8 protein-coding genes are annotated in these 20,109 nt (G+C 57.9%); all 8 read left to right on the top strand.

The window, feature by feature from the left end:
* The first annotated feature begins 13 nt into the window (after positions 1-13).
* The 8 genes from NSS83_RS14850 (at position 14) to NSS83_RS14815 (ending at position 19,546) form a co-directional block, all read left to right on the top strand.
* Positions 14-889, top strand: a complete 876-nt coding sequence (locus NSS83_RS14850) for a carbohydrate ABC transporter permease (protein WP_341183867.1) — start codon at positions 14-16, stop codon at positions 887-889.
* 55 nt (positions 890-944) lie between these two features.
* Positions 945-2,609, top strand: coding sequence for an extracellular solute-binding protein (locus NSS83_RS14845; protein ID WP_341183868.1), 1,665 nt, complete (start codon positions 945-947; stop codon positions 2,607-2,609).
* Between the two features lie 31 nt (positions 2,610-2,640).
* Positions 2,641-4,416: a hypothetical protein gene (locus NSS83_RS14840; protein ID WP_341183869.1), complete on the top strand. Its 1,776-nt coding sequence runs from the start codon at positions 2,641-2,643 to the stop codon at positions 4,414-4,416.
* Between the two features lie 539 nt (positions 4,417-4,955).
* Entirely contained in the window at positions 4,956-9,032 is a 4,077-nt protein-coding gene (locus NSS83_RS14835) for an Ig-like domain-containing protein (RefSeq protein WP_341348504.1), read from the top strand.
* An 84-nt stretch (positions 9,033-9,116) separates the two neighbouring features.
* On the top strand, positions 9,117-11,414 hold the full coding sequence (locus tag NSS83_RS14830; RefSeq protein ID WP_341183871.1) for a helix-turn-helix domain-containing protein: 2,298 nt from the start codon (positions 9,117-9,119) through the stop codon (positions 11,412-11,414).
* 721 nt (positions 11,415-12,135) lie between these two features.
* Positions 12,136-12,801, top strand: a complete 666-nt coding sequence (locus tag NSS83_RS14825; protein WP_341348503.1) for a hypothetical protein — start codon at positions 12,136-12,138, stop codon at positions 12,799-12,801.
* A 2-nt stretch (positions 12,802-12,803) separates the two neighbouring features.
* On the top strand, positions 12,804-17,018 hold the full coding sequence (locus tag NSS83_RS14820; RefSeq protein WP_341348502.1) for a glycoside hydrolase family 2 TIM barrel-domain containing protein: 4,215 nt from the start codon (positions 12,804-12,806) through the stop codon (positions 17,016-17,018).
* Positions 17,015-19,546, top strand: coding sequence for a glycosyl hydrolase family 65 protein (locus NSS83_RS14815; RefSeq protein ID WP_341183874.1), 2,532 nt, complete (start codon positions 17,015-17,017; stop codon positions 19,544-19,546). Before NSS83_RS14820 ends, NSS83_RS14815 begins: the two co-directional genes overlap by 4 nt.
* The last annotated feature ends 563 nt before the right edge of the window (positions 19,547-20,109 follow it).

Here is a 20,109-nt window from a genome sequence, read left to right as displayed (position 1 = left end):
GAGGACACTATTTATGCAAAGTACAAAAGGTGAAAAAGTATTCTACAGCTTCAATTATCTGCTGCTTACGCTCGCAGGCATTCTCTGTCTGCTGCCGCTGCTCCATCTGGCCTCCCTGTCGCTCAGCGGCAAGGATGCGGTGCTCTCCGGCTTTGTCACCCTATGGCCGGTGGAATTCACACTCAGCTCGTATACCATGCTGTTCGAGGGAACGCCGGTGGTACGCGCTTTTGGCAACAGCCTGCTGATTACTCTGGTCGGTGTGGCCGCCAGCATGCTGTTCACCATCTTCGCCGCTTATCCCTTATCCCGCCGTGATTTCTACGGAAGACGCACGCTGACCCTGGCGATTGTGTTCACCATGCTGTTCACGGGCGGACTGATTCCGACCTATCTCGTGGTCAGCAGTCTCGGCCTGGTGGATTCGTATTCGGCACTGTGGCTGCCCGCTCTGGTCAGCACTTATAATATGATGATCATGCGGTCTTTTTTCGAGAACATCCCGGAGGAGCTGGTAGAAGCGGCCCGAATTGACGGCTCCGGCGAATGGCGGCTGCTGGCGGGCATTATTCTGCCACTGTCCCTGCCTGTGCTGGCGACCATCGGCCTCTTCTACGGCGTGTATTACTGGAATTCCTTCTTTAACGTAATGATCTATATGAACAGCCCGGAGAAAATCAATCTGACCGTGCTCATCCAGCAGATGGTGAAGAGCCAGGCCGTCCTGCAGGAGCTGAATACGATGAACTCGCAGGAGGTTGTCAATATTACACCGGAGGGCATCAAGGCCGCCGGGATTATGGTGATGGTTATTCCGATGCTGATCGTGTATCCGCTGCTGCAACGGTATTTTGTCAAAGGCGTGACTATCGGTGCGATCAAGGGTTAACCGCTGCATCCTATCCGAACGATCAAGAACACCACAATAGGAGGGTCACATTCATATGTCCAAACCACTATGGTTTAGAAAAAAAACCGCTGCCGGAGCAGCCTCCCTGATGCTCGTTATCGCTGTCACAGGCTGCGGCGGCAATAATGCCGCCACGCAGGGCGCAGACGGGGGCAAGGGAGAAGCTTCGGGGAAACGCGGCTCCATCACCGTCTCTCTATATGACCGCGGCAGCGTGCCGGCGGAAGAGGGGACAATGAGCGACAACCGCTGGACGAAATGGGTCAACGAGAACGGCCCGGTGAACGTCAAATACATTACGGTTCCGCGCTTCGAATCCCTGCAAAAGTTCAATGTGCTGTTCGCGTCGAAGTCTGCCCCGGATCTGATCTTTGAATTTGATACCGCTTACCAGGGCCAGCTCTATAACCAGAAGCAGCTGCTTCCGCTGGATGACCTGATCAAGAACAGCAGTACAGAGTATAAAGCGATGCTGGAGAAATATCCGGCGCTGCGCAAGGCAGGCACTATGGCGGACGGCAAGCTGTATACGGTGGGGCGTCCGGTCCAGTTCGGCCCGCAGCACTATCTGTTTATCCGCAATGACTGGCTGAAGAAGCTGAATTTGCAGGTGCCTACTACACCCGAAGAACTGCTGAATGTGGCAAAAGCGTTCACCGAGCAGGACCCGGACGGCAACGGCAAGGCGGATACGTACGGGACCGGACTCAGCTTCGTGGCCGGCATTATTCTGAACAACATGTTCGGTACCGGATTTACGCTGTTCGGCGAAGACCAGTACCCGTGGGTGCTGGAGAATGACCAGGTGGTGCATGACTGGGACCGGATTCAGGCGGCGCTCTCCTTCCAGAAGCAGCTGTATGCGGCCGGTGTGGCGGATAAGGATTTCGTCACCGATAAGAACGGCGAGAAGCAGAAGCAGGACTGGATCTCCGGCAAGCTGGGGATTTACGGGGCCAACGGTGCCGATATCGGCACCTATGAGACGCTGATGAAGAATTCTCCTGAAGCCGAGGTCATTCCGATTGCCTTGCCGACGACAGAGTTCGGGCAGTTCAGCCCGACCCTGACCACCCCGATCCAAATGACCGGTATGGTGAACGCAGCGGCCAAGGACCCTGAGTCTGTAATGAAAATGATTGATTTCATGGTCACGGAGCAGTACACCACTACGATCCAGAACGGCATTGAAGGCGTGCACTACAAGAAAACTGCCGACGGCCGTGCGGAGGTAATCGACCCTGAGAAGAACAAGAAGGAGCTGGAGTACAACCGCGATATGGGCATGCTGACTCCGCTGATCGGCAAGAATTACGGGCTGAAGAACAAGGTTAACCCTACCCCTGCCGAGCAGAGTTTAATCAAAATCTATGAAATGTCTGAAAAGCTGTATATGGATCCTGCCCGCCCGATTGTCGGCATTACGCAAAAGGCTTTCCTGCCGCTGCTGCCGCAGGATCTGACCCAGATCAACACGAACGCGAATAAAACGATTCTCGACCGGGCCATGCAGGCCATTGTCAGCTCTGATCCCGGTTCAGTGGACCAGTTCATTGCAGAAGCGAAAGGAATCTGGGAGAAGGCAGGCGGACCCAAGGTCGATGAGTTCTATGCAGCCTGGTATCAGGACCATAAAGCGGATGCGATCATGCTGAAGGATATTTATGAGATGGGCAAACAGCTGGACACGGCCGAATAAACGGAATTCCGGCATAGGAGGCGAGCAAGCGTTGAACAATGGGGTAAGGGCAATTCTGGAGCAGAGCTTTGCGGCTGCCTCGGAGGGGATTGTGGTGGAGGAAGGGCTGGTGCGCTACAATTGGCCCGGCCACACCCGGCAGGTATCACAGCTGCCGTACTGTCATGAGGCGCGGTTCTCAGCAGGGTATTATGCCTATGGCACACTGCTGGGCCGGCTGGAGGAGCAGGCCGGGCTGGAGATGCTTGAGGCCATCGCCCGGCTGCAGTTTACAGATCCGGAGCATCCGGATTACGGGGGATTCCTCTGGTACCGGGAGGAGAGCGGGATACAGGATTCGAATGCGGCATTTTTTATCCTCATGCCGCTTATAACGGTACGTCTTAGCAAGCCGGAGGTATTCCCGGCCAGTCATCTGGAGGTGATGCAGCGGATGTTCGGCCATGCGGCGGCCTGGTTCTCCAGGGAATGCCGGACCCCGGAGCTGTTCTACCCGAACAAGACGATGAGCGACGGCGCCATGCTGCTGGCCATCGCCCACTTCCTGGAGGAGCCTGAGCATCTGCAGACCGCATGCGGATATTTCGCCAGATGGGCGGAATATACCGGCCGCCGGGGCTGGGGCTGGGGAGAGAATATCAGCCTCGTCTACCAGGGGGTGATGATGAATGCGCTGAGGATTGCCGGTTCGGTGCTTCAGCAGCATGACCGGGAGCTGGCCGGGCGGCTGTCAGAGCATATGGATACCCTGAAGAGCATTCTCGTGTTCCATGACGGGGAGGAATTGGTTCCCACCATCCGCAGCTACAACTTCCGGGGAGAGACGCAGCGGCCGAGCCTGCTGTGGGCGATTGCGGGTGTAGCCGAGTTCAGCCGTCTGGCGGAACAGAAGTTTTCGCTTAATGATGTGGCGGCACTGCTCCTGTTTGAAGAGGAGCTGCTTCAAGGGGGTGCCCCCTTGGCTGCGCTGCCCGTACCCCGGATGCTGGAGGAACGGATCTTCGATGCCTCGTGTTCCTACAGCTGGATCGGACGGCATACCCGGCTGGGCAGCATCAACCGCTTTCCGGTGATGCCGGGCAGCTACCAGCATCCCACCTGGGGGCTGGGCTGGCAGAGCTTTCCGGTCAGCTTCAGCGTGAAGGATCAGCAGGTATCCTATCTGCGGTGGTACGTGGATGATTCCACAGCCGTGCGGACGCATCCGGCGGAGGATTACCGGACCGCCTATCTGATGCCCGCGCTGTTTGCAAAACCGCTGTACCCGGAGGTGAAGACCCGCTCGGCCCAGCAGGCGAATGCGCTGGTGGTGGTCCGCTCAATGACCCGGCTGCATAACCGGGCTGCGGAGATCGCGGATGAATGGGTCATCCACCGCTATGACGGTGAGGTGGAGCGGGTAGTGAACGCCGCCGGGGACCGGGAATGGCTGGTCCTGCGTTATCCGGGCTGTGCGGTGGCGGTCACGGCGCTCAGTGGGATTTGTGCCGGAGCGGAGGCGCGTGCCGCGCAGCCTGTCACTGTGGTGCGGGAGGAAGGGAGGATCAGGCTCCGCCAGGTCCTCTATTCCGGCGACAGCACCCTGCTGGCGCAGTCCCGCCTGGAAACGGGCTGGGCGGTAGTATGTCTGGACGAGGCAGCGGAAGCTGGCGATGTCCGCAGACTGCTGGATGCGGTGCGGATCGAAGACATCGAGACGGACGATCGGGAGGTGCCGCGGGAGCCATGGGCTCAGATCCGCAGCATTAAGCTGACTGCGGGCCACCAGCCCCCGGTTCAGCTCACCGTTGATCCGTACGCCCCTTAACCAACTTAACCAAGCCGCGCAGTTCAAGCGGCAAGCCTTTCTGTTCGTTGTTATTCATTACTGTATTCCTTTCTGTTCCTTGCATGGTCCTTTGACCCATTGCATGCCTCAGGGGTTGCCGTGTCCCGATTAAGGTGCAGGCGGAAGCAGTAGGCTTAATTGCACTCCATACAACTAAATCGTCCGATGTACCGCCGAATATCCATTTAGCTGTATTTGGTACAACTAAAATCCCCCTATACCCCGCTTCTCACCCATTTGGGTGAATTTAGTTGTACAGAATGCAGTTAGAAGACGAAATCCTTCCGTTTCACGGTTTTTAAATGTACAAAATACAACTATCGCTAAATGTTCGCGTCGAACGCAGTTCCATAGAGGCCGCATTTATCGCTGAAACGGTGCCGCCCCTAAAAGGACGGCAAGGCCGTTTCCACTTAATTTCCGTATCTATGGGCTGCATCTATGGAATGAATTCACTGCTTAAGTTCGGATGCTCAACCGGAACACTATACATGCTTCCATACGGAAAGGTGGCTATTATGAGACAATCCAATCGGAAACCGTTCTTTGTATGCGCTATCATTATGCTGCTGCTGACAGGTCTTCTCCCGGCAAATCCTGGTTCGGTGGCCCGGGCAGACAGCACCTATAAGCTGGATGAGACGTTCGAGTCGTATAGCCCCGGCACGAAGCCGGCCGGCTGGACCATCAAGACGCCGCCGCAGGGGGTGAGCGTTGCCGTACAGACCTGGGAAGGCTACGCTGGCAAGCTGCTGGAGATTCAGCAGGCAGCCAAAACAGCGGGCAGCTATATTATAAGCAGATCCGTTACGGATGTTACGTACAGAAGCCTGTTAAGCTATTCGTTCAGAGCGGAGCAGACCGGAGCGGTGATCTACCTGCCCACCCCGCAGAGCGGCTCTGTCACGCTGGTGAAGTTCGCCATTAATAATGGTGCGTTCAGTTATATGAAAAAAGGTGCCGGATCATGGACCTCTGTAATGCCAATATCGGCAGGGGTGTGGTATGACGTACGGGTGGCCTTCGACAGCGGCAGCTACAACTTCGATCTGTCCATTGACGGCAATCGTCTGCTGACGAAGGAGCCCATGGCCGAGGGAGGAGCGTTATCCTTATTCTACATGGGTTTTTATAAGGACAGCATCGGCAAGATAGGTTTTGACGATTTTATTGTAAGCGGATACAAACAGGCGGTAAGTGCAGCCTTCTCCCAGCAGTCTTACGGGCTGCGAAGAGGGGAGAAGCTGTCCTTGCCGCTCCAGTTCACACCTGCAGATGCTACGGATCAGACGGCAGCCTGGTCCACCGGCAGCGCAGAGGTGGCAACGGTGGACGCCAACGGTCTGGTTACTGGTATCCGCGAGGGGGTGACGACCGTTACGGCACAGCCGAACGAGGCGCTTCCGGCGGTAACCGCTACGGTAGCCGTCTACGAAGATCCGATCACGGATATTGTACTCGCTCCGCTTCAGCGGGCGGTTCCTGTAGGCTCCCGTGTGGTGTTACAGGCAACAGTATCACCGGAAGACAACACGGATACAGGCATCCGGTGGGGAACAGAGGACGAGAGCATTGCCGTGATTGACCGCTATGGAGAGCTGACGGGGGTAAGCGCCGGAACGACTGAAGTGTTCGTCACGGATGAGACCGGAAGCGTCCGCGCGGAGACGGAAGTCACCGTCACCGGAAGAACGACAGGTCAAGAGCTGTATGTCGCTCCTGGCGGGAACGACAGCAATAATGGTACCGAAGCGGCGCCTTTCCGGACGATTGCCCGTGCCCAGCAGGCGGTACGCCTGTTGAATGAGGATATGGACGCCGACATTGTTGTCAATCTGAGGGAAGGGATGTATACGCTGACGGAGCCGCTGGAATTCACACCGGAGGATTCGGGGACGAACGGCTATTTTGTCACTTACCGCAGCTACCCCGGGGAGCAGGCAGCCATCAGCGGCGGGCGGTCCGTCACAGGCTGGACGGTGTTCGACAGCGCCAAGGGCATCTACCGGGCGGATGTCGGAACCGGCCTTCAGACAAGGCAGCTGTTCGTAGATGGCATCCGGGCAGTCCGGGCCCGGAGCACTGCGGGACTCGTGAATCCGCTGAAGACGGCAACCGGCTATACCTCGGATAATACGGAGCTTGCCGGGTGGAACAATACGTCCGATATAGAGCTGGTCTTCAATGAGCTGTGGACGAATTCCCGGATTAAGGTAGGGTCGGTAACCGCTTCAGGCGGCAAAGCACAGATCGTCCTGCAGGAGCCGGGCCGGAGCGCGGTCTTTAACCGGGGATTAACCTCGGCGACTGTACCTGTCTATTATGAGAATGCTATGGAGCTGCTGGATGAGGCCGGGGAATGGTACTATAACCGGAATGAAGGTATGCTGTATTACAAACCGCGTGCCTGGGAGAATCTGTCCACGGCCAAGGTTGTGGTTCCTGTACTGGAACAGCTTGCCACAGTCTATGGCAGCTCGGCTGACGAGCCGGTGCGCAATCTGAATTTTGAAGGCCTGAAATTCATGTATACCACCTGGAACCGGCCGAGTACGGCAGCGGGACACTCCGATTCCCAGAACAACCATCTGCGTTATCCGTCGATCCCCGATGAGCTGACCGATGCGGCGGTGATGCTGGAGCTGGCCAATACGGTGAATTTCCGCAACAATGAATTCACCAAGCTGGGCATTACGGCCGTACGGATGCAGAACGGTGTACAGAACAGCCGGATGGAAGGCAACCGCTTCTATGACATTTCAGGCAGTGCGCTGAACGTGGGACAGCCGAATTCCTCCGACCGGAATATCTATCATCCGGCAGACCACAGGCTGCTGATGAAGAATAATGATGTGCTGAACAACGTGATCCACGACATCGGGATTGACTACAAATCGGCTTCCGCCGTATCTGCCGGGTATCCGATAGACATGGATATCAGTCATAATGAAATGTACAATCTGCCTTACAGCGGAACCCATATCGGGTATGGCTGGGATAAGCTGTTCGACGCCGCTACCCGGAACGTGAAGATTCAGGATAACCTGATCTATGACCTCATGGGAATGGGCTTGCGTGACGGAGGCGCCATCTACAGTCTCGGACCTACCGGAGCCACCGCAGAGGACAAAAATCTGGTCAGCGGCAACTACATCCGCAACCAGATGGACGGCAATTCTGCCCTGTACACGGATGAAGGCTCCGCCTACTGGAAATTTGAGCACAATGTGATCGACCTGAAGGATGCTCCGCTATGGCATTCAGCGTTCCGCTGGGCGATGGCGTATGTGCCGACCATCCATGATGTGGATTTCGTGAACAATTATACAACGACGGACGGCTATACCAACAACGGGCGCAATGTTCTGTTCGAGAACAATACGGTCCAGCCGGATGCACAGTGGCCTCAGGCGGCACGCTCGATCATTGATCAGGCCGGGCTTCAGCCGGAATATGCCTCTGCAGCAGACGGTCAGGTCCGCCGCTGGAAGCTTGATCCGCTTAAGCTGGCCGCGGGTGGCAGCGGACAGGTCTCAATCCATGCCATGGATGGCAAAGACCAGCCGCTGGGCAAGGAAACCAGCACCTTCTATTACGGCATTCTTGATCCGGCTGTAGCCTCGGTGAGTAGCGGGGGTGTGGTCACCGGAATCAGCCAGGGACAGACGAAGCTTATCGTGAACATCATTAACGGCTCCATTCTGCGGACCATCACAACAGATGTATTTGTGGGCGATACCTTAGCCACAGTCCGCCTGGAGGGGCATGACGGCAATGTGGCGTATATCCGTGAAGGCACAGACCTGCAATTGCAGCCTTACGGCGAGACGCTGTTCGGCAACTGCGAGGAGCTGGAGGAAGTCACCTATACGAGCAGCGATCCTTCCATCGTCAGCGTCAGCGGGGGCGGCCTGTTGACGGGGCATCAGACCGGCTCGGCTACCCTCACGTTATCGGCCGAATATCTGGGCACCGTGACCCAGGGGCAATATGAGGTTAAGGTATGGGATGAGGCCAGCCAATACGAACATCCCCTGACGGCAGAGCTGCAGGACCCGGATGGCTGGTACGTATCGGCAACCGCGAACGGGCTGAAGGAGACCTGGCAAGACAGCCTTACGCTGAGGGCCCCCGGAGGGCATGTCATCTACCAGAACCGCAAGTATCAGAATGAGCTGCTGGATTTCAAAATGAAGATCAATGACAGCGCGGCCTCCTCCAACTGGTACGCCCTGATGCTCAATAACCAGAGCAAGGAGCTAAGCTATAGCACCGGCAGCATGTATCTGGTGGTCATAGGGACATCGGGGATTGAGCTGCACCGCTTCAACGAAGGGGTACGCACCGTGATCTATGGCAAGATTGACGGCCTGACCAGCCTTGGCGGGCCGGCGATTCCGAATACGGCGATCACCTTCGGGGTGCAGAGCCGCGTTCAGCTGGGTGCTTTTCAAGAATCCGGGGGTGTACGGCTGATCCTCAAGGTTAACGGGGTGCAGATCTTTAATTATCTGGACACCGCCGCAGGAGCCATCGGTGAAGCGGGGTACTTCGGGCTGGTCTCCCGCAATGCGAGCACAGAACTGGGGTACTGACAGACGATGCTTCCCAATCCGGCCCCGTAGCCGATATTATTAAGCGATGATAGCCAACATCTGGACTTACAGGGGATGACACCGATGCATAAGAAATGGCTGTACCGACTGATTCTTTCCTACCTGCCGATCCTGTTTGCCGTGGTATTCTGCCTGATTATCCTGTTCTTCCTGACCTTAAATGAAGCGATGGAGAGACAGACAGCCAAGGCGAACGGCGTGTACGCAGAGAATGTGCTGCAGATCGTGGATACCACCTTGCGCAACCTGGAGACAACAACGATCAAAAGCCTGCTGCTGGATGAGAAGGTTGGCAGTTATTTTGACCGGCCGGGGAAGCTTGACCCTTATCAGGATTACAGGGTAACGGAGGTGCTGCTGGATTTCATGTCGCCGCTGCCGATGATTGATTCGGTCTATTTATACCGTGCGTCTGACGGCAAAGTGCTGATGCAGCATTTCGCATCCCGCCTGCCGGACTTTGGGGACCGCAGCTTTATTGAGACGGCGACGGGAAATACCGGCGGCTATGTCTGGAGCGGCATCCGTGACTTGCAGCTTTTCTCCGGGGAGGATCGGCCGAAATCAGTCATTTCACTTGTGGAGCAGGTGCCTTACTTCTCCGGCGAGCAGGGGATGATCGTCATCAACGTGCGCAAGGAATCTCTGCAGGCACTGATTCAGGATATGAATATGGCGAATACGGAAATCTGCCTAAAAGATGCCGGAGGGCGTGCCTTTGCCGGTGCGGATACCTGTTCTGACCCGCAGCTTCAGAAGCAGGCGGTCAGCCGCAGCTCCTCCTATACCGGATGGTCGATCCAGGTGGGAATGGCGCGGGCAGAGGCCTTCTCGCTGCTGTCGGCCTTCTCCAATGTCTGGGCGGTCCTGGGCTTCGCTGCAGTCGTTGGCGGGATTGCGGCCATGACCTATATCAGCCACCGGAATTACCGTCCGATTGAGCAGGTCATGAGCCGGATCTACAGGTTCGGAGAGGACCGTTCCTTCGGCTGGAAGCCGCAGAGCAAGGAGGATGATGAATTCTCTTTCATCGGCCATGCGCTGGAGAGTCTTATTGAACAGACCAACAGCTATGAGAAGCAGCAGGCGGAAGGCATCCTGCACAGGCGGAATCAATTGTTCAAGGAACTGCTGGAGAATAGCGGGCAGGAGTCGGCGGAAGTATGGAGCCGGGAAGCGGAGCGGATTGGAATGACCGGTGAATTTGCCGGCGCGGTTGTGGGAATTGCCGAGATTGATTTCTATGAGGCTTTTGCTGCAGGCTACTCTGCCCGGGACCAGGCCTTATTCAAATTCACGCTTCGCAGTGTGATTCAGGAGATCGCCGAGAAGGAAGGGGAAGCTCTCTGGACAGAGTGGATCGGACCTGGTCGTCTGGGTCTGCTGTTCCGCCGTTCTGCCGGTGGGGAGAACGCCGATGGTGCAGCGGAGAAGGCCCTAATGATTGCCGAGAGTGCCTGCTCCTGGGTGAAGCAGCATCTCAAATTCACGGCAACCTTCGGCCTCAGCGGACCTGTAGCGGGTCTCAGCGGATTATCGGATGCGTACCGCAAGGCCCTGGGGGCGCTGGAGCGCAAAATCACCGGCGGTCCCGGCCGCGTCTATGCGGCGCCAGCCGGAAGACCGCTGCCTCCGGCAGAAGGCATGGATGTGCTGGTCCAGGCCATCGGCGCCGTTCCCCAGCTGTACCGGCTGGGGAACGCGGAGTGGAAGCCGCTGATCGAGCGGATCTTTGAATTGCTGGCAGGCGGCAACTACTCCAAGGAGGATATCGTCCGGCTGCTGAGGCTGCTGGAGACCGGGCTGGCCCGGGAGATGCAGGAGCTGCCGCCGGAGATGCGGGGAATCTGGAACAACGGGCGGCTGCGGGGAATTCCGCAATCGCCGGAGTCTTTTGAATGGATTGAGGAGCTGCACGGGGAGCTGGTCTCTTCGCTGGAAGAGATGGAGGAGGCGCTGCGCAGTCTGCGGATGAACCGTGAGCAGTACACGCTCGCCAATAAGGTACGCGAATACATCGGCTGCAATTACGCTGATCCCGACTTCTCCCTGACCCATGTCGCTGACAGCTTCGCCATGAATACCAAGACGGTAAGCCGGATCTTCAAGGAGGAGATCGGCGAGAACTTCGTCGATTATCTGGCCCGCCTGCGGATGGAGGAGGCCAAGCGCCTGCTGACCGGGACCTCCGATCCGGTGCAGAGCATTGCGGAGCGTGTGGGGTATTTGTACCCCATGTCCTTCATCCGCGTCTTCAAGAAGCTTGAAGGCATCACGCCGGGCGAATACCGCAAAGCCCAGGGCAGTCCCCTGAATGGTGGTGATCTTGAGGGGGATGGGGATGGTGTTGGGAAGGATTAGGCTCATGGGCGCGTGGCATTAGCGGGGGGCCCAGCGATTACGAGCTGATAGGTGTGTAGCAAGACGGCCGGGGAACCTGGCCGTCTTGTTCGCGTGCTTGCTGCTGCGCAGGCGCTGCTGTAAATACACTACATTCGGCTATTTCGCCAATCCCTCCAATCCTTCCACCCCCTCAATCCTCTCATCGGAGCGCGGATGAAGGGTATAAATACACCACATTTCCGTAAATTGGCCCTGGTGAGCGAATGAAGGGTATAAATACACCACATTTTCGGAAATCCGCCGTTGGTGAGCGGATGAAGGGTATAAATACACTACATTTCCGTAAATCGGCCGTTGGTGCGCGGATGAAGGGTATAAATACACCACATTTTCGGAAATCCGCCGTGGGAGCGAGGGAGAAGGGTATAAATACACCACATTTCTGAAAATCTGCCGTTGGCGCATGAGTCAAGTGTATATGTGCCCCCAACGCCGCCGTTGGCAGGTCTCGATCAGCCTCTTTTTTTCTCCCGGAACACGCCTCTCCTTATTCCCCAACCATCGGCGGGCAGTCTGCACTGCGCTAAGATTAAGCCGGATTCCGCTACCGCAACACATGAGCTTATGGCTGAATTTTCGTATGTCGTTATTATGCTAAAGAAGGGCATGATCGTCAAGGAATCGGCCCGCCGGATACGCTACTCTAAAGGGGGAGATGACATAAGGTTGGAGGGACACGATGCAGCGTTGTTTATATAGAGCCGAGTGCAGGGAGGATGCTAATCCGTCAGCGTACTGGGGCGCACAGACCGGACTGCTGAGTGAACACATGGACAGGCTGGGCCTTGCACGGCTTAGTATTTTTCAGGATGGCAAGGAGCTGTTTCTGTACTATGAGTGCACCAGCCGGGAGGTGGAGCCGGAGCAGTTATTTCAGGGTGCGGCAGAGATTCTTAAGGAATGGCCGGGAGGGGGGCAGCCCCGGTTGTGGGTGCCTATGATGGATATTTTTCATTATCAGCAGCCGGTCTCCGCAGAGCATTGGAAGCGCAGTCATTCGGCGGGAACCCCCTACGGACGAGTGGCGGCGCTGAAGCCGGAGCAGGTCGCAAGCTACGTGTATCACCATTACCAGTATCAGGAGGAGCGCCCGGGAGACGGCGACAAGTACGGGATCATCGGGCTGCATGAGAACCTGCTGTTTTTTTATTCCGAGCTGCCTGCAACGGTAGAGCCTGCCCCGTACGCCGGGAAGCTTGCCACGAATCTCCGGCCGGAGAACTGGGGTGAGGTGATGGACCCGCATTTCAGGAAATGGAGTGGGGTGCAGCCGGATCAGGCCATTTGGAAAAAGCTTGCGCTAGTCCTAACCATCCCCCGCCCCCATACAGGAAAAGGAGAATGATTATGCTACGTACATCCATATGTCTCAATGGTGAGTGGGATTTCATGCCGCTTTATGACCAGCCGCGCAGCCGCGCGCTTCCGGAGAGATTGCAATACGAGGCCCGCAAAATACAGGTTCCCTCGAGCTGGCGCTACAGCTATACTGCGCCTTCGGGCAGCAAATTCGGCGAAGTCCCCGAATATCAATTCCAGCCCTTCGATGTGTACAGATACCCCGAGGAATGGAATGAGGCTGAAGCCGGGGTACTCCACCGCAGCTTCCAGGTGCCGGAGACGATGCTGGGGCAGCGGATCGTACTGCGGTTCGACGGCATTATGCAAAAAGCGGCCATCTATCTGGACCGCGAGCGGGTTGCGCTCTGGGAGGACGGATTCCTGCCCTTGCGGCTGGATATCACCGCGCTGGTGAAGCCCGGCCGGGAGCAGCAGCTGCATGTAGTCTGCGGCAGCTTTGACACGGCGGTGCTCCCCTCCGGGGAGACAAAAATCACCGGACTCTCCGGCTCCTGGTTCGGCAGAATCGCCCGGGGCATCTGGCAGGATGTCTTCCTGGAGGCTTATCCGCTGGTTACGCTGGAGGATCTTACGATCCGCACCTCAGTCCGGCAGGGCAGGCTGAAAGTGGACGCTCTGATCAGCAGCACTGAAGAGGGGCTCTTACCCGAAGGACTGCGGGTGCTCCTGCAGGTTCGCGAGCGGGATTCCGTCGTCCAGTCCGCACTGGCAGAGCCGCAGAATCGGCCGCAGCCGCTGGCGGCCGCCCGTTCGCTGCCCGTCCTTGAAGCGGAAGCAGCAGTAGCGTCCCGCCCTGCGGAGGATGTTGCCGGGCGGCAGTTATGCAGCAATACCGGCAGCCGGGAATGGGGCGGAGCGGCCTTCAGCCTGCCCTGGCAGGAGGCTATGCTGTGGAGCCCGGATTCCCCTGTTCTGTATGAGCTGGAGCTTGTGCTGCAATCGGATAGTGTGGTTCTGGACCGCCGGAGCGAGACCTTCGGTTTCCGGGAGTTCTGGTGCGAGGGTCCGCAATTTATGCTGAACGGGATTCCCGTTAATCTGCGGGGGGACTCCTGGCATTTTCAGGGGGCGGCCCAGCAGACAGAGGACTATATCCGGGGCTGGTACCGGATGTGCCGGCAAGCGGGCATTAACAGCATCCGGCTGCATGCGCAGCCGTATCCGTCAGATTATCTGCGGATTGCCGATGAGGAGGGGGTGCTGATTGTCGATGAGACGGCCATCTACGGCTCCAGCAAAAGCATGGATGCGGCTCATCCCGATTTCATCGGCAATTGCTGCGCGCATGTGCAGCGGCTGGTGCAGCGGGACAAGAATCATCCTTCGGTCATTCTGTGGAGTGTGCAGAACGAGATGCGCTGGGTGGACGGACGCGATCACTACAAGCAGCATATCCCCGGCCTGATTGAACTGATGAAGGCGCTGGATGACACCCGCCCGGTCATGGTGGAAGGGGATAACCGCCTGGTCTCCAAGCAGCAGACTGAGGTGGAGAGCCGCCATTACAACATTGACGGCACGATCGCGCAGTGGGACCGGCAGGTTCCGCTCACCTTCGGCGAGCATGGCGGCTGGTGGTACATCTGTCCGCAGAACAGCAGCATGTACTCGGGAATGGATGTATATAAGGATTCGGACGCAAGTGCTGCCGGGCTGGCCATCAAGGAGCGGCTGTTCGTGGAATATGCACGGCGGCAGGGCGTATCAGGTATCTCTACCTTCAACTTTGTCCACTACTTCATGCGGGCGATGCCGGAGCAGGAGATCAAGCTGCCGCAGGCCGACCTGACCACACCCGGTCCCAAGCCTGCCGTAATTCCGGCCTACTCGCTTTCGCTGAACAACGGGCTGCTGCCGGAGGAATATCCGGTCTACAGGCCTAATCCGGCTTTTGCCATTATGGCCGCGGCCTTCAAGCCGGTCACGCTGATTGCCGCCGAATACAACCGCTGCTTCTTCGATGATGCGCCGGTCTCCCGCAGCTTCGATGTCTATAACGATACACTGTCAGCTCAGGAAGTAACGGTCGAATGTGAGGTCATGCAGGGCGGGCGCAGGGTACACAGCGAGACCTTCCGCTTCCGTCATGAGCCTGCTCAGCGCAGAAGCATCCGGCTGGAATGGATGCCGGAGGCGGTCTCCGGGGAAGGTTCTGTAGGAAGCGATGGGGCCGGAGTAGGAATAGGACCAGCGGGAGGAGAGGGGGCTAGAGTAGGCGCACCAGTAGGCGAAGGGGAAGCCAAGCTGTCCGCCCGGCTGTTCCATGGCGGCGAGCTGATGCATGAACTGAACGTAAGCTACCGTTTGGTGTCCGGGAGCTGCCGGACCGAGCCGGTGGAGATCGCCCTGTCCGCAGCTTACATCGGTTCTGACCGGGACTTCCAGGCAATTCACGCGCTGGTGCCCGCACTGGTCCGGGCAGAGCCGGACGCGGTAGAGAAGCTTGCGGCCGGGACTCTGCTGATTGTCGGCAGCAAGATGGAGGATAAGGACGGTACGCTGGACCGGAGGCTGCGAGGGTTCGTGCAGCAGGGCGGCCGGCTGCTGCTGCTGGAGCAGCTTCATCTCTCTCCCGGCAGGCTGCCGCTCAACCGCAGGGAATTCATCCGTGCACATAGCGGGGATTACGGGCATCCGGTGCTCCGGGGATTAGGCGCAGAGGATCTGATGTACTGGCATGAGGAGCTGCGCGAGGACGGGCCGCTGCCGATCATCCGGGCGGCCTTCGAGAAGCCGGTAACCGGCGACTTCACCCTGTTGCTGGAATGCAGCGCAGGGGACTTTGGAGACGGCGGCGATCTGTGGTCGCCGCTGCTGGAATACCGCAGCGGAGCGGGCATGTTCCTGGCGAATCAGCTGGAGATTATGGACCATCTCCAGCGGGTTCCCCAGGCACTGCTGCTGTTGCGCAGCCTGCTGCAGTATGCGGGCCGCGCGGTCCACGCGGCCGTTCCAACGGCTGCGCGATCCGTCGCAGCCGAGCCCGCCGCCGCGCTGGTGCCCGCGGCGGCAAGGTCCGCTGCGGTGTGGGTCCGCAGCGGCGGAATGGCGGAGGCCTTGCTCAGCAAGCTCCGCCTCAAGGGCCACATGCTGGACAGCGCCGCAGGCTTGTCCGGCCTGCCCCCCGGCCTCCTCGTCGTGGAGGCCGAACTGCTGGGCGGGCCGGGCGCGGCGGAAGCCGTGCGCCAGGCGGCCCTGGCCGGCGGCAGCGTGCTGGTGCTGCCGGCAGAGCCCGGCGGGCAGGAGGCCCTCGCCCGCCTGCTGGACGCTCCCGTGCGCATCGCGCCGCACGGGACGTATCATATGGCGGCGGACTATGCGCACGCCGCCGTCCAGGGCATCAGCCCGGTCGACCTGTTCGGCTTCGACAAGGTGCATCTCTCGCCCCGGGATGTCGTCAACTGGGAGCTGGCCGTATGCAGGCTGGAGGTGCCGGACGCGGAGGTGCTGTGCACCAGCGTGGAAGGCACAGCCTGGAAGGACTATTTCGCCGGGCAGCATACGGCGGAATACAGCCGGCTGGCGTTGGTCGAGCTGAACCGCCGCCAGGCCGCAGCTCCGGGGGCCTTTGTGATCCGGCAGGCGGCCGGAGCGGGAGAGATCCTCTGCTCGCAGCTGCTTGTGGACCAGGACAGCGACAAAAGCATCAGGCTTTACACCCGCCTGCTCGGCAATCTCGGAGGCGCGTTCGCCGATGAGCTGCTGCTTCATGACAAGGAGGATGCGCAGTGGGCGGTGGAGGCCGCAATGACGCTGTTCTGTCCGCCGCACATCGACTACGAGGCGATGAAGGACTACTATACAGACCCCGAATTCTCCCTGAATAACCTGGGGGAAGGCCTATATGGCTGGATGAAGAAAAAAGAACGCCGCCCGGACGGAACCTTCCTCATCCCCGCACCGGATGGACGCCCTCTGTTCCTGAGCTGCTTCGTGCATCTGCCGGAGACAGTGGGCAAAACAAGAACCGGCAGACTCCGGGTGAACTCGGCCTGCGCTTTTGAGATCTATATGAATGGACGGCTGGTGGCAAATCCTGAACAGGAGATTTCGCTGGTAAGCGGGATCAACCGCCTGATCGCCATCGTCCGGGGAGCGCAGGAGGATATCGCCTTCGGCATGGTGTTCCTGAATACAGACGGCACGTATATGAATGATCTGGAGTTCCGCCTGACGATGGATGAGGTGGAGCCCAAATGAGCAAGAGCAATGGAGAGGAGCAGACCGATATGAACGGCAATGAACCGGTACCATCCGCAGCATCTGCATCATCCGCACCACCCGCAGGCCCATCCGCCCACGCACAGAGTAACAAGGCTGTAGAACCGCCTAATGGAGTCAGTCTGCTTGCGCGTACAAATGAGCTGGACCAGTATTTTGCCTTCAACGATGAGGCGAGGGAGGTAGAGTTCAAGCGGCATGATATGCCGACCCCCTGGCTGAACTATTTATCCAACGGGACCTTCCATACGATGCTGTCCCATGCAGGCGGGGGACTATCTTTCTATAAATCTCCGCAGATCTGGCGGATTACCCGTTACCGTTTCTTCCATCTGCCGACCGACCGCTCCGGCCCGTATATTTACTTGCAGGATGCCGGAACAGGCAGCTACTGGTGTCCCACGTATGAGCCGGCCTTCCGGAAGCCGCAGGAATGGCGGAGCAGCCATGGCATGGGCTATACCCGCTTTGAAGCACAGGCGGATGAGCTGGCGGCGAAGACGGTTTATTTTGTCGGGCCCTATGAGAATTCCCTGATCTGGAATCTGACGCTGACGAACAATAGCGCAGAGGTCAAAGAGCTGAACGTGTATGCCTACGCCGAATTTGGGATGATGGAATTCATGCGCGAGCTGCAATGGCAATGCTATAACAAGCATCAGGTGTCGGTGCAGTACCATGACAAGGAAGCGCTGATCTACAAATACGGGGTGGAAAACCAGCCCAAGCCGGACGAAACCCCGCTGGTCTATATGATGTCCGATGCACCGCTTGCCGGATATGACGGAGACCGTGAAGAATTCATCGGCAGCTACCGCAGCGAATCCAATCCGGCCGCTATTGAGCAGGGGGGCTGCACTGGCTCGGCGATTCTGGGAGGCGACCCCTGCGGCGCACTCCAGGTTCGGGTAAGACTTGCGCCCGGTGAGACGCGCACCGTGAACTTTTTCCTCGGGACAGCGATGAACGAGGACGAGATTGAACGGGCCATCGGCCATTCGCGGGAGGCGGATTTCGTCACCCGTTCCTACGCGGCGCTTCAGGAGAACTGGGAGCGTTACCTCGGGGCCTGGAGCTGCGAGCTGCCGGATCAGGATGCACAGCGTATGCTTAACACCTGGAATCCGTACCAAGCGCAGCGGAATTTCCTGTTCTCGCGCAATATTTCGTATTATGCTACCGGAACCTTCCGGGGCGTAGGCTACCGGGATACCGCCCAGGATATTCTGGCGGTCGTACCGTACGATCCCGAGGCAGCCAAGGATAAGGTACGCCTGCTTGTGGGGCAGCAGTATCAGGACGGGCATGTGAATCATTACTTTTTCCCGAATGAGGGATGGGACCCGGTGACCAGCATCCATTCGGATGATCACCTGTGGACGGCGCTTGCCGTATGGGACATTCTGGCTGAGACCGGGGACGCGGCGTTCCTTCAGGAGAGTATCCCGTTCTATGATGGCGGTGAAGCGCCGCTGTATGATCATTTGAAGCGGGCGGTGGACTTCACCGTCTCCCGGCTGGGGCCAAACGGCTTCCCGCTGATGCTGCGCTCGGACTGGAATGACCAGCTTTTCCGCGTATGCCGTGAGGGCAGGGGAGAGAGCATCTGGACAGCGATGCAGTTCGGGACCGTGCTGCTGCGCATGAAGGATCTGGCGGCGGCCTCCGGCTACCCGGAGCATGCGGCGGAGTATGACCGGCTCTACGATGAGCAGAAGTCGCTTGTGAACACGCTGGGCTGGGACGGGCAATGGTTCCGGCGGGCGGTGATGGATGACGGGCGTTATCTGGGTACCGCTGAGCATGAGGAGGCCCAGATCTGGCTCAATGCGCAGACCTGGGCGACCCTGTCCGGGATGGCTGAGGCTGACAAGGGGCTGAAGGCGATGGACAGTGTGCGCGACATTCTCGATACAGAGCTGGGCATCAAAAAACTGCATCCGTCCATCACGAACTTCCCCGATCCCGCCGATCCGTTAACCAACTATAACAAAGGAACCGGGGAGAACGGGGCCGTCTTCTGCCACGCCAATACCTGGGCGATTATTGCGGAGTGTATGCTGGGCAGAGGGGACCAGGCGTACAAATATTACCGCCAGCTGATCCCGAACATCGCCATGGAGCAGGCCGGAATCTGGCGCTACAAAGCAGAGCCGTATGTCTATGCCTCGAACCTGTTCGGGCCGGAGTCGGACAGATTCGGTCTGGCGAATGTATCGTGGCTGACCGGGACGGCCGCGTGGATGTATGTAGCCGCTACGCAGTATATTATGGGCATCAAGCCTGTGCTGGCCGGACTGTCCATTAACCCGTGCATCCCGTCTGCCTGGGAGGGCTTCTCGGTCACCCGCCGGTTCCGTGGCTGCGAGTATGAGATTACCGTGAAGAACAACAGCCATGTCTGCTCTGGCGTTCAAGAAATCCGGGTGGACGGCGAACGGCTCGAAGGGACAGTCATCCCCCCATACCCGCACAAACAATCCGTGAAAGTGGAAGTCATACTGTAACGGTAGGCTTTCTGTAGAGACAGAGGGACTAAGTTAGATACAGAGTTTACAAGCAGTATATAAAAAGTGTCCCGTAGGCGGCTCCTAGCAACGCCCGTGCGGGACATTTTTTTGGCGTTCAACGAACAGCCGGCTGATGCAACCAGGAACTACGCAGCTTGGAACCCGCCATGGAACCGCTGGATCAATGAGGTGCAGAAGTGCACCTGAATTCGCCTAAAGTGAGAGATATGAGGAAATGAGGTGCAGAAGTACACCTGAATTCGCAGGTGAACCAGAAGTTACTGTTAATGACGTTAAACAAATTCATCTTTCTATTAACCTCATTAATCGCAACCTCATTAACTCCACCAATTCCCAAGTACATTCAATAACCTCCCTAATCGGAATTCTCTTCATCTGCCCCCAGCAATCCTGACTCTTTCTCCAGGCCAACCCTCTTTCCCGAAAATCAGGCTTGCCCCCGGGTTTACTTTTACGCCTTGCGTGGTATAGTATAGGTATAAGTTGCATGAAGGAAATATAGTTTCTCTGTTGCAACAATGATTATCATTCTCATTTAT

The organism is Paenibacillus sp. FSL H3-0469, assembly GCF_038051945.1.
GTDB lineage: Bacteria > Bacillota > Bacilli > Paenibacillales > Paenibacillaceae > Paenibacillus_AQ.
This window is presented reverse-complemented; position numbering and strand designations above follow the sequence as displayed.

What these genes read in the sequence shown, in the direction of transcription:
- NSS83_RS14850 (WP_341183867.1), top strand. Translation starts at nt 14, where the DNA reads ATGCAAAGTACAAAAGGTGAAAAAGTATTCTACAGCTTCAATTATCTG.
- NSS83_RS14845 (WP_341183868.1), top strand. Translation starts at nt 945, where the DNA reads ATGTCCAAACCACTATGGTTTAGAAAAAAAACCGCTGCCGGAGCAGCC.
- NSS83_RS14835 (WP_341348504.1), top strand. Translation starts at nt 4,956, where the DNA reads ATGAGACAATCCAATCGGAAACCGTTCTTTGTATGCGCTATCATTATG.
- NSS83_RS14830 (WP_341183871.1), top strand. Translation starts at nt 9,117, where the DNA reads ATGCATAAGAAATGGCTGTACCGACTGATTCTTTCCTACCTGCCGATC.
- NSS83_RS14825 (WP_341348503.1), top strand. Translation starts at nt 12,136, where the DNA reads ATGCAGCGTTGTTTATATAGAGCCGAGTGCAGGGAGGATGCTAATCCG.
- NSS83_RS14820 (WP_341348502.1), top strand. Translation starts at nt 12,804, where the DNA reads ATGCTACGTACATCCATATGTCTCAATGGTGAGTGGGATTTCATGCCG.
- NSS83_RS14815 (WP_341183874.1), top strand. Translation starts at nt 17,015, where the DNA reads ATGAGCAAGAGCAATGGAGAGGAGCAGACCGATATGAACGGCAATGAA.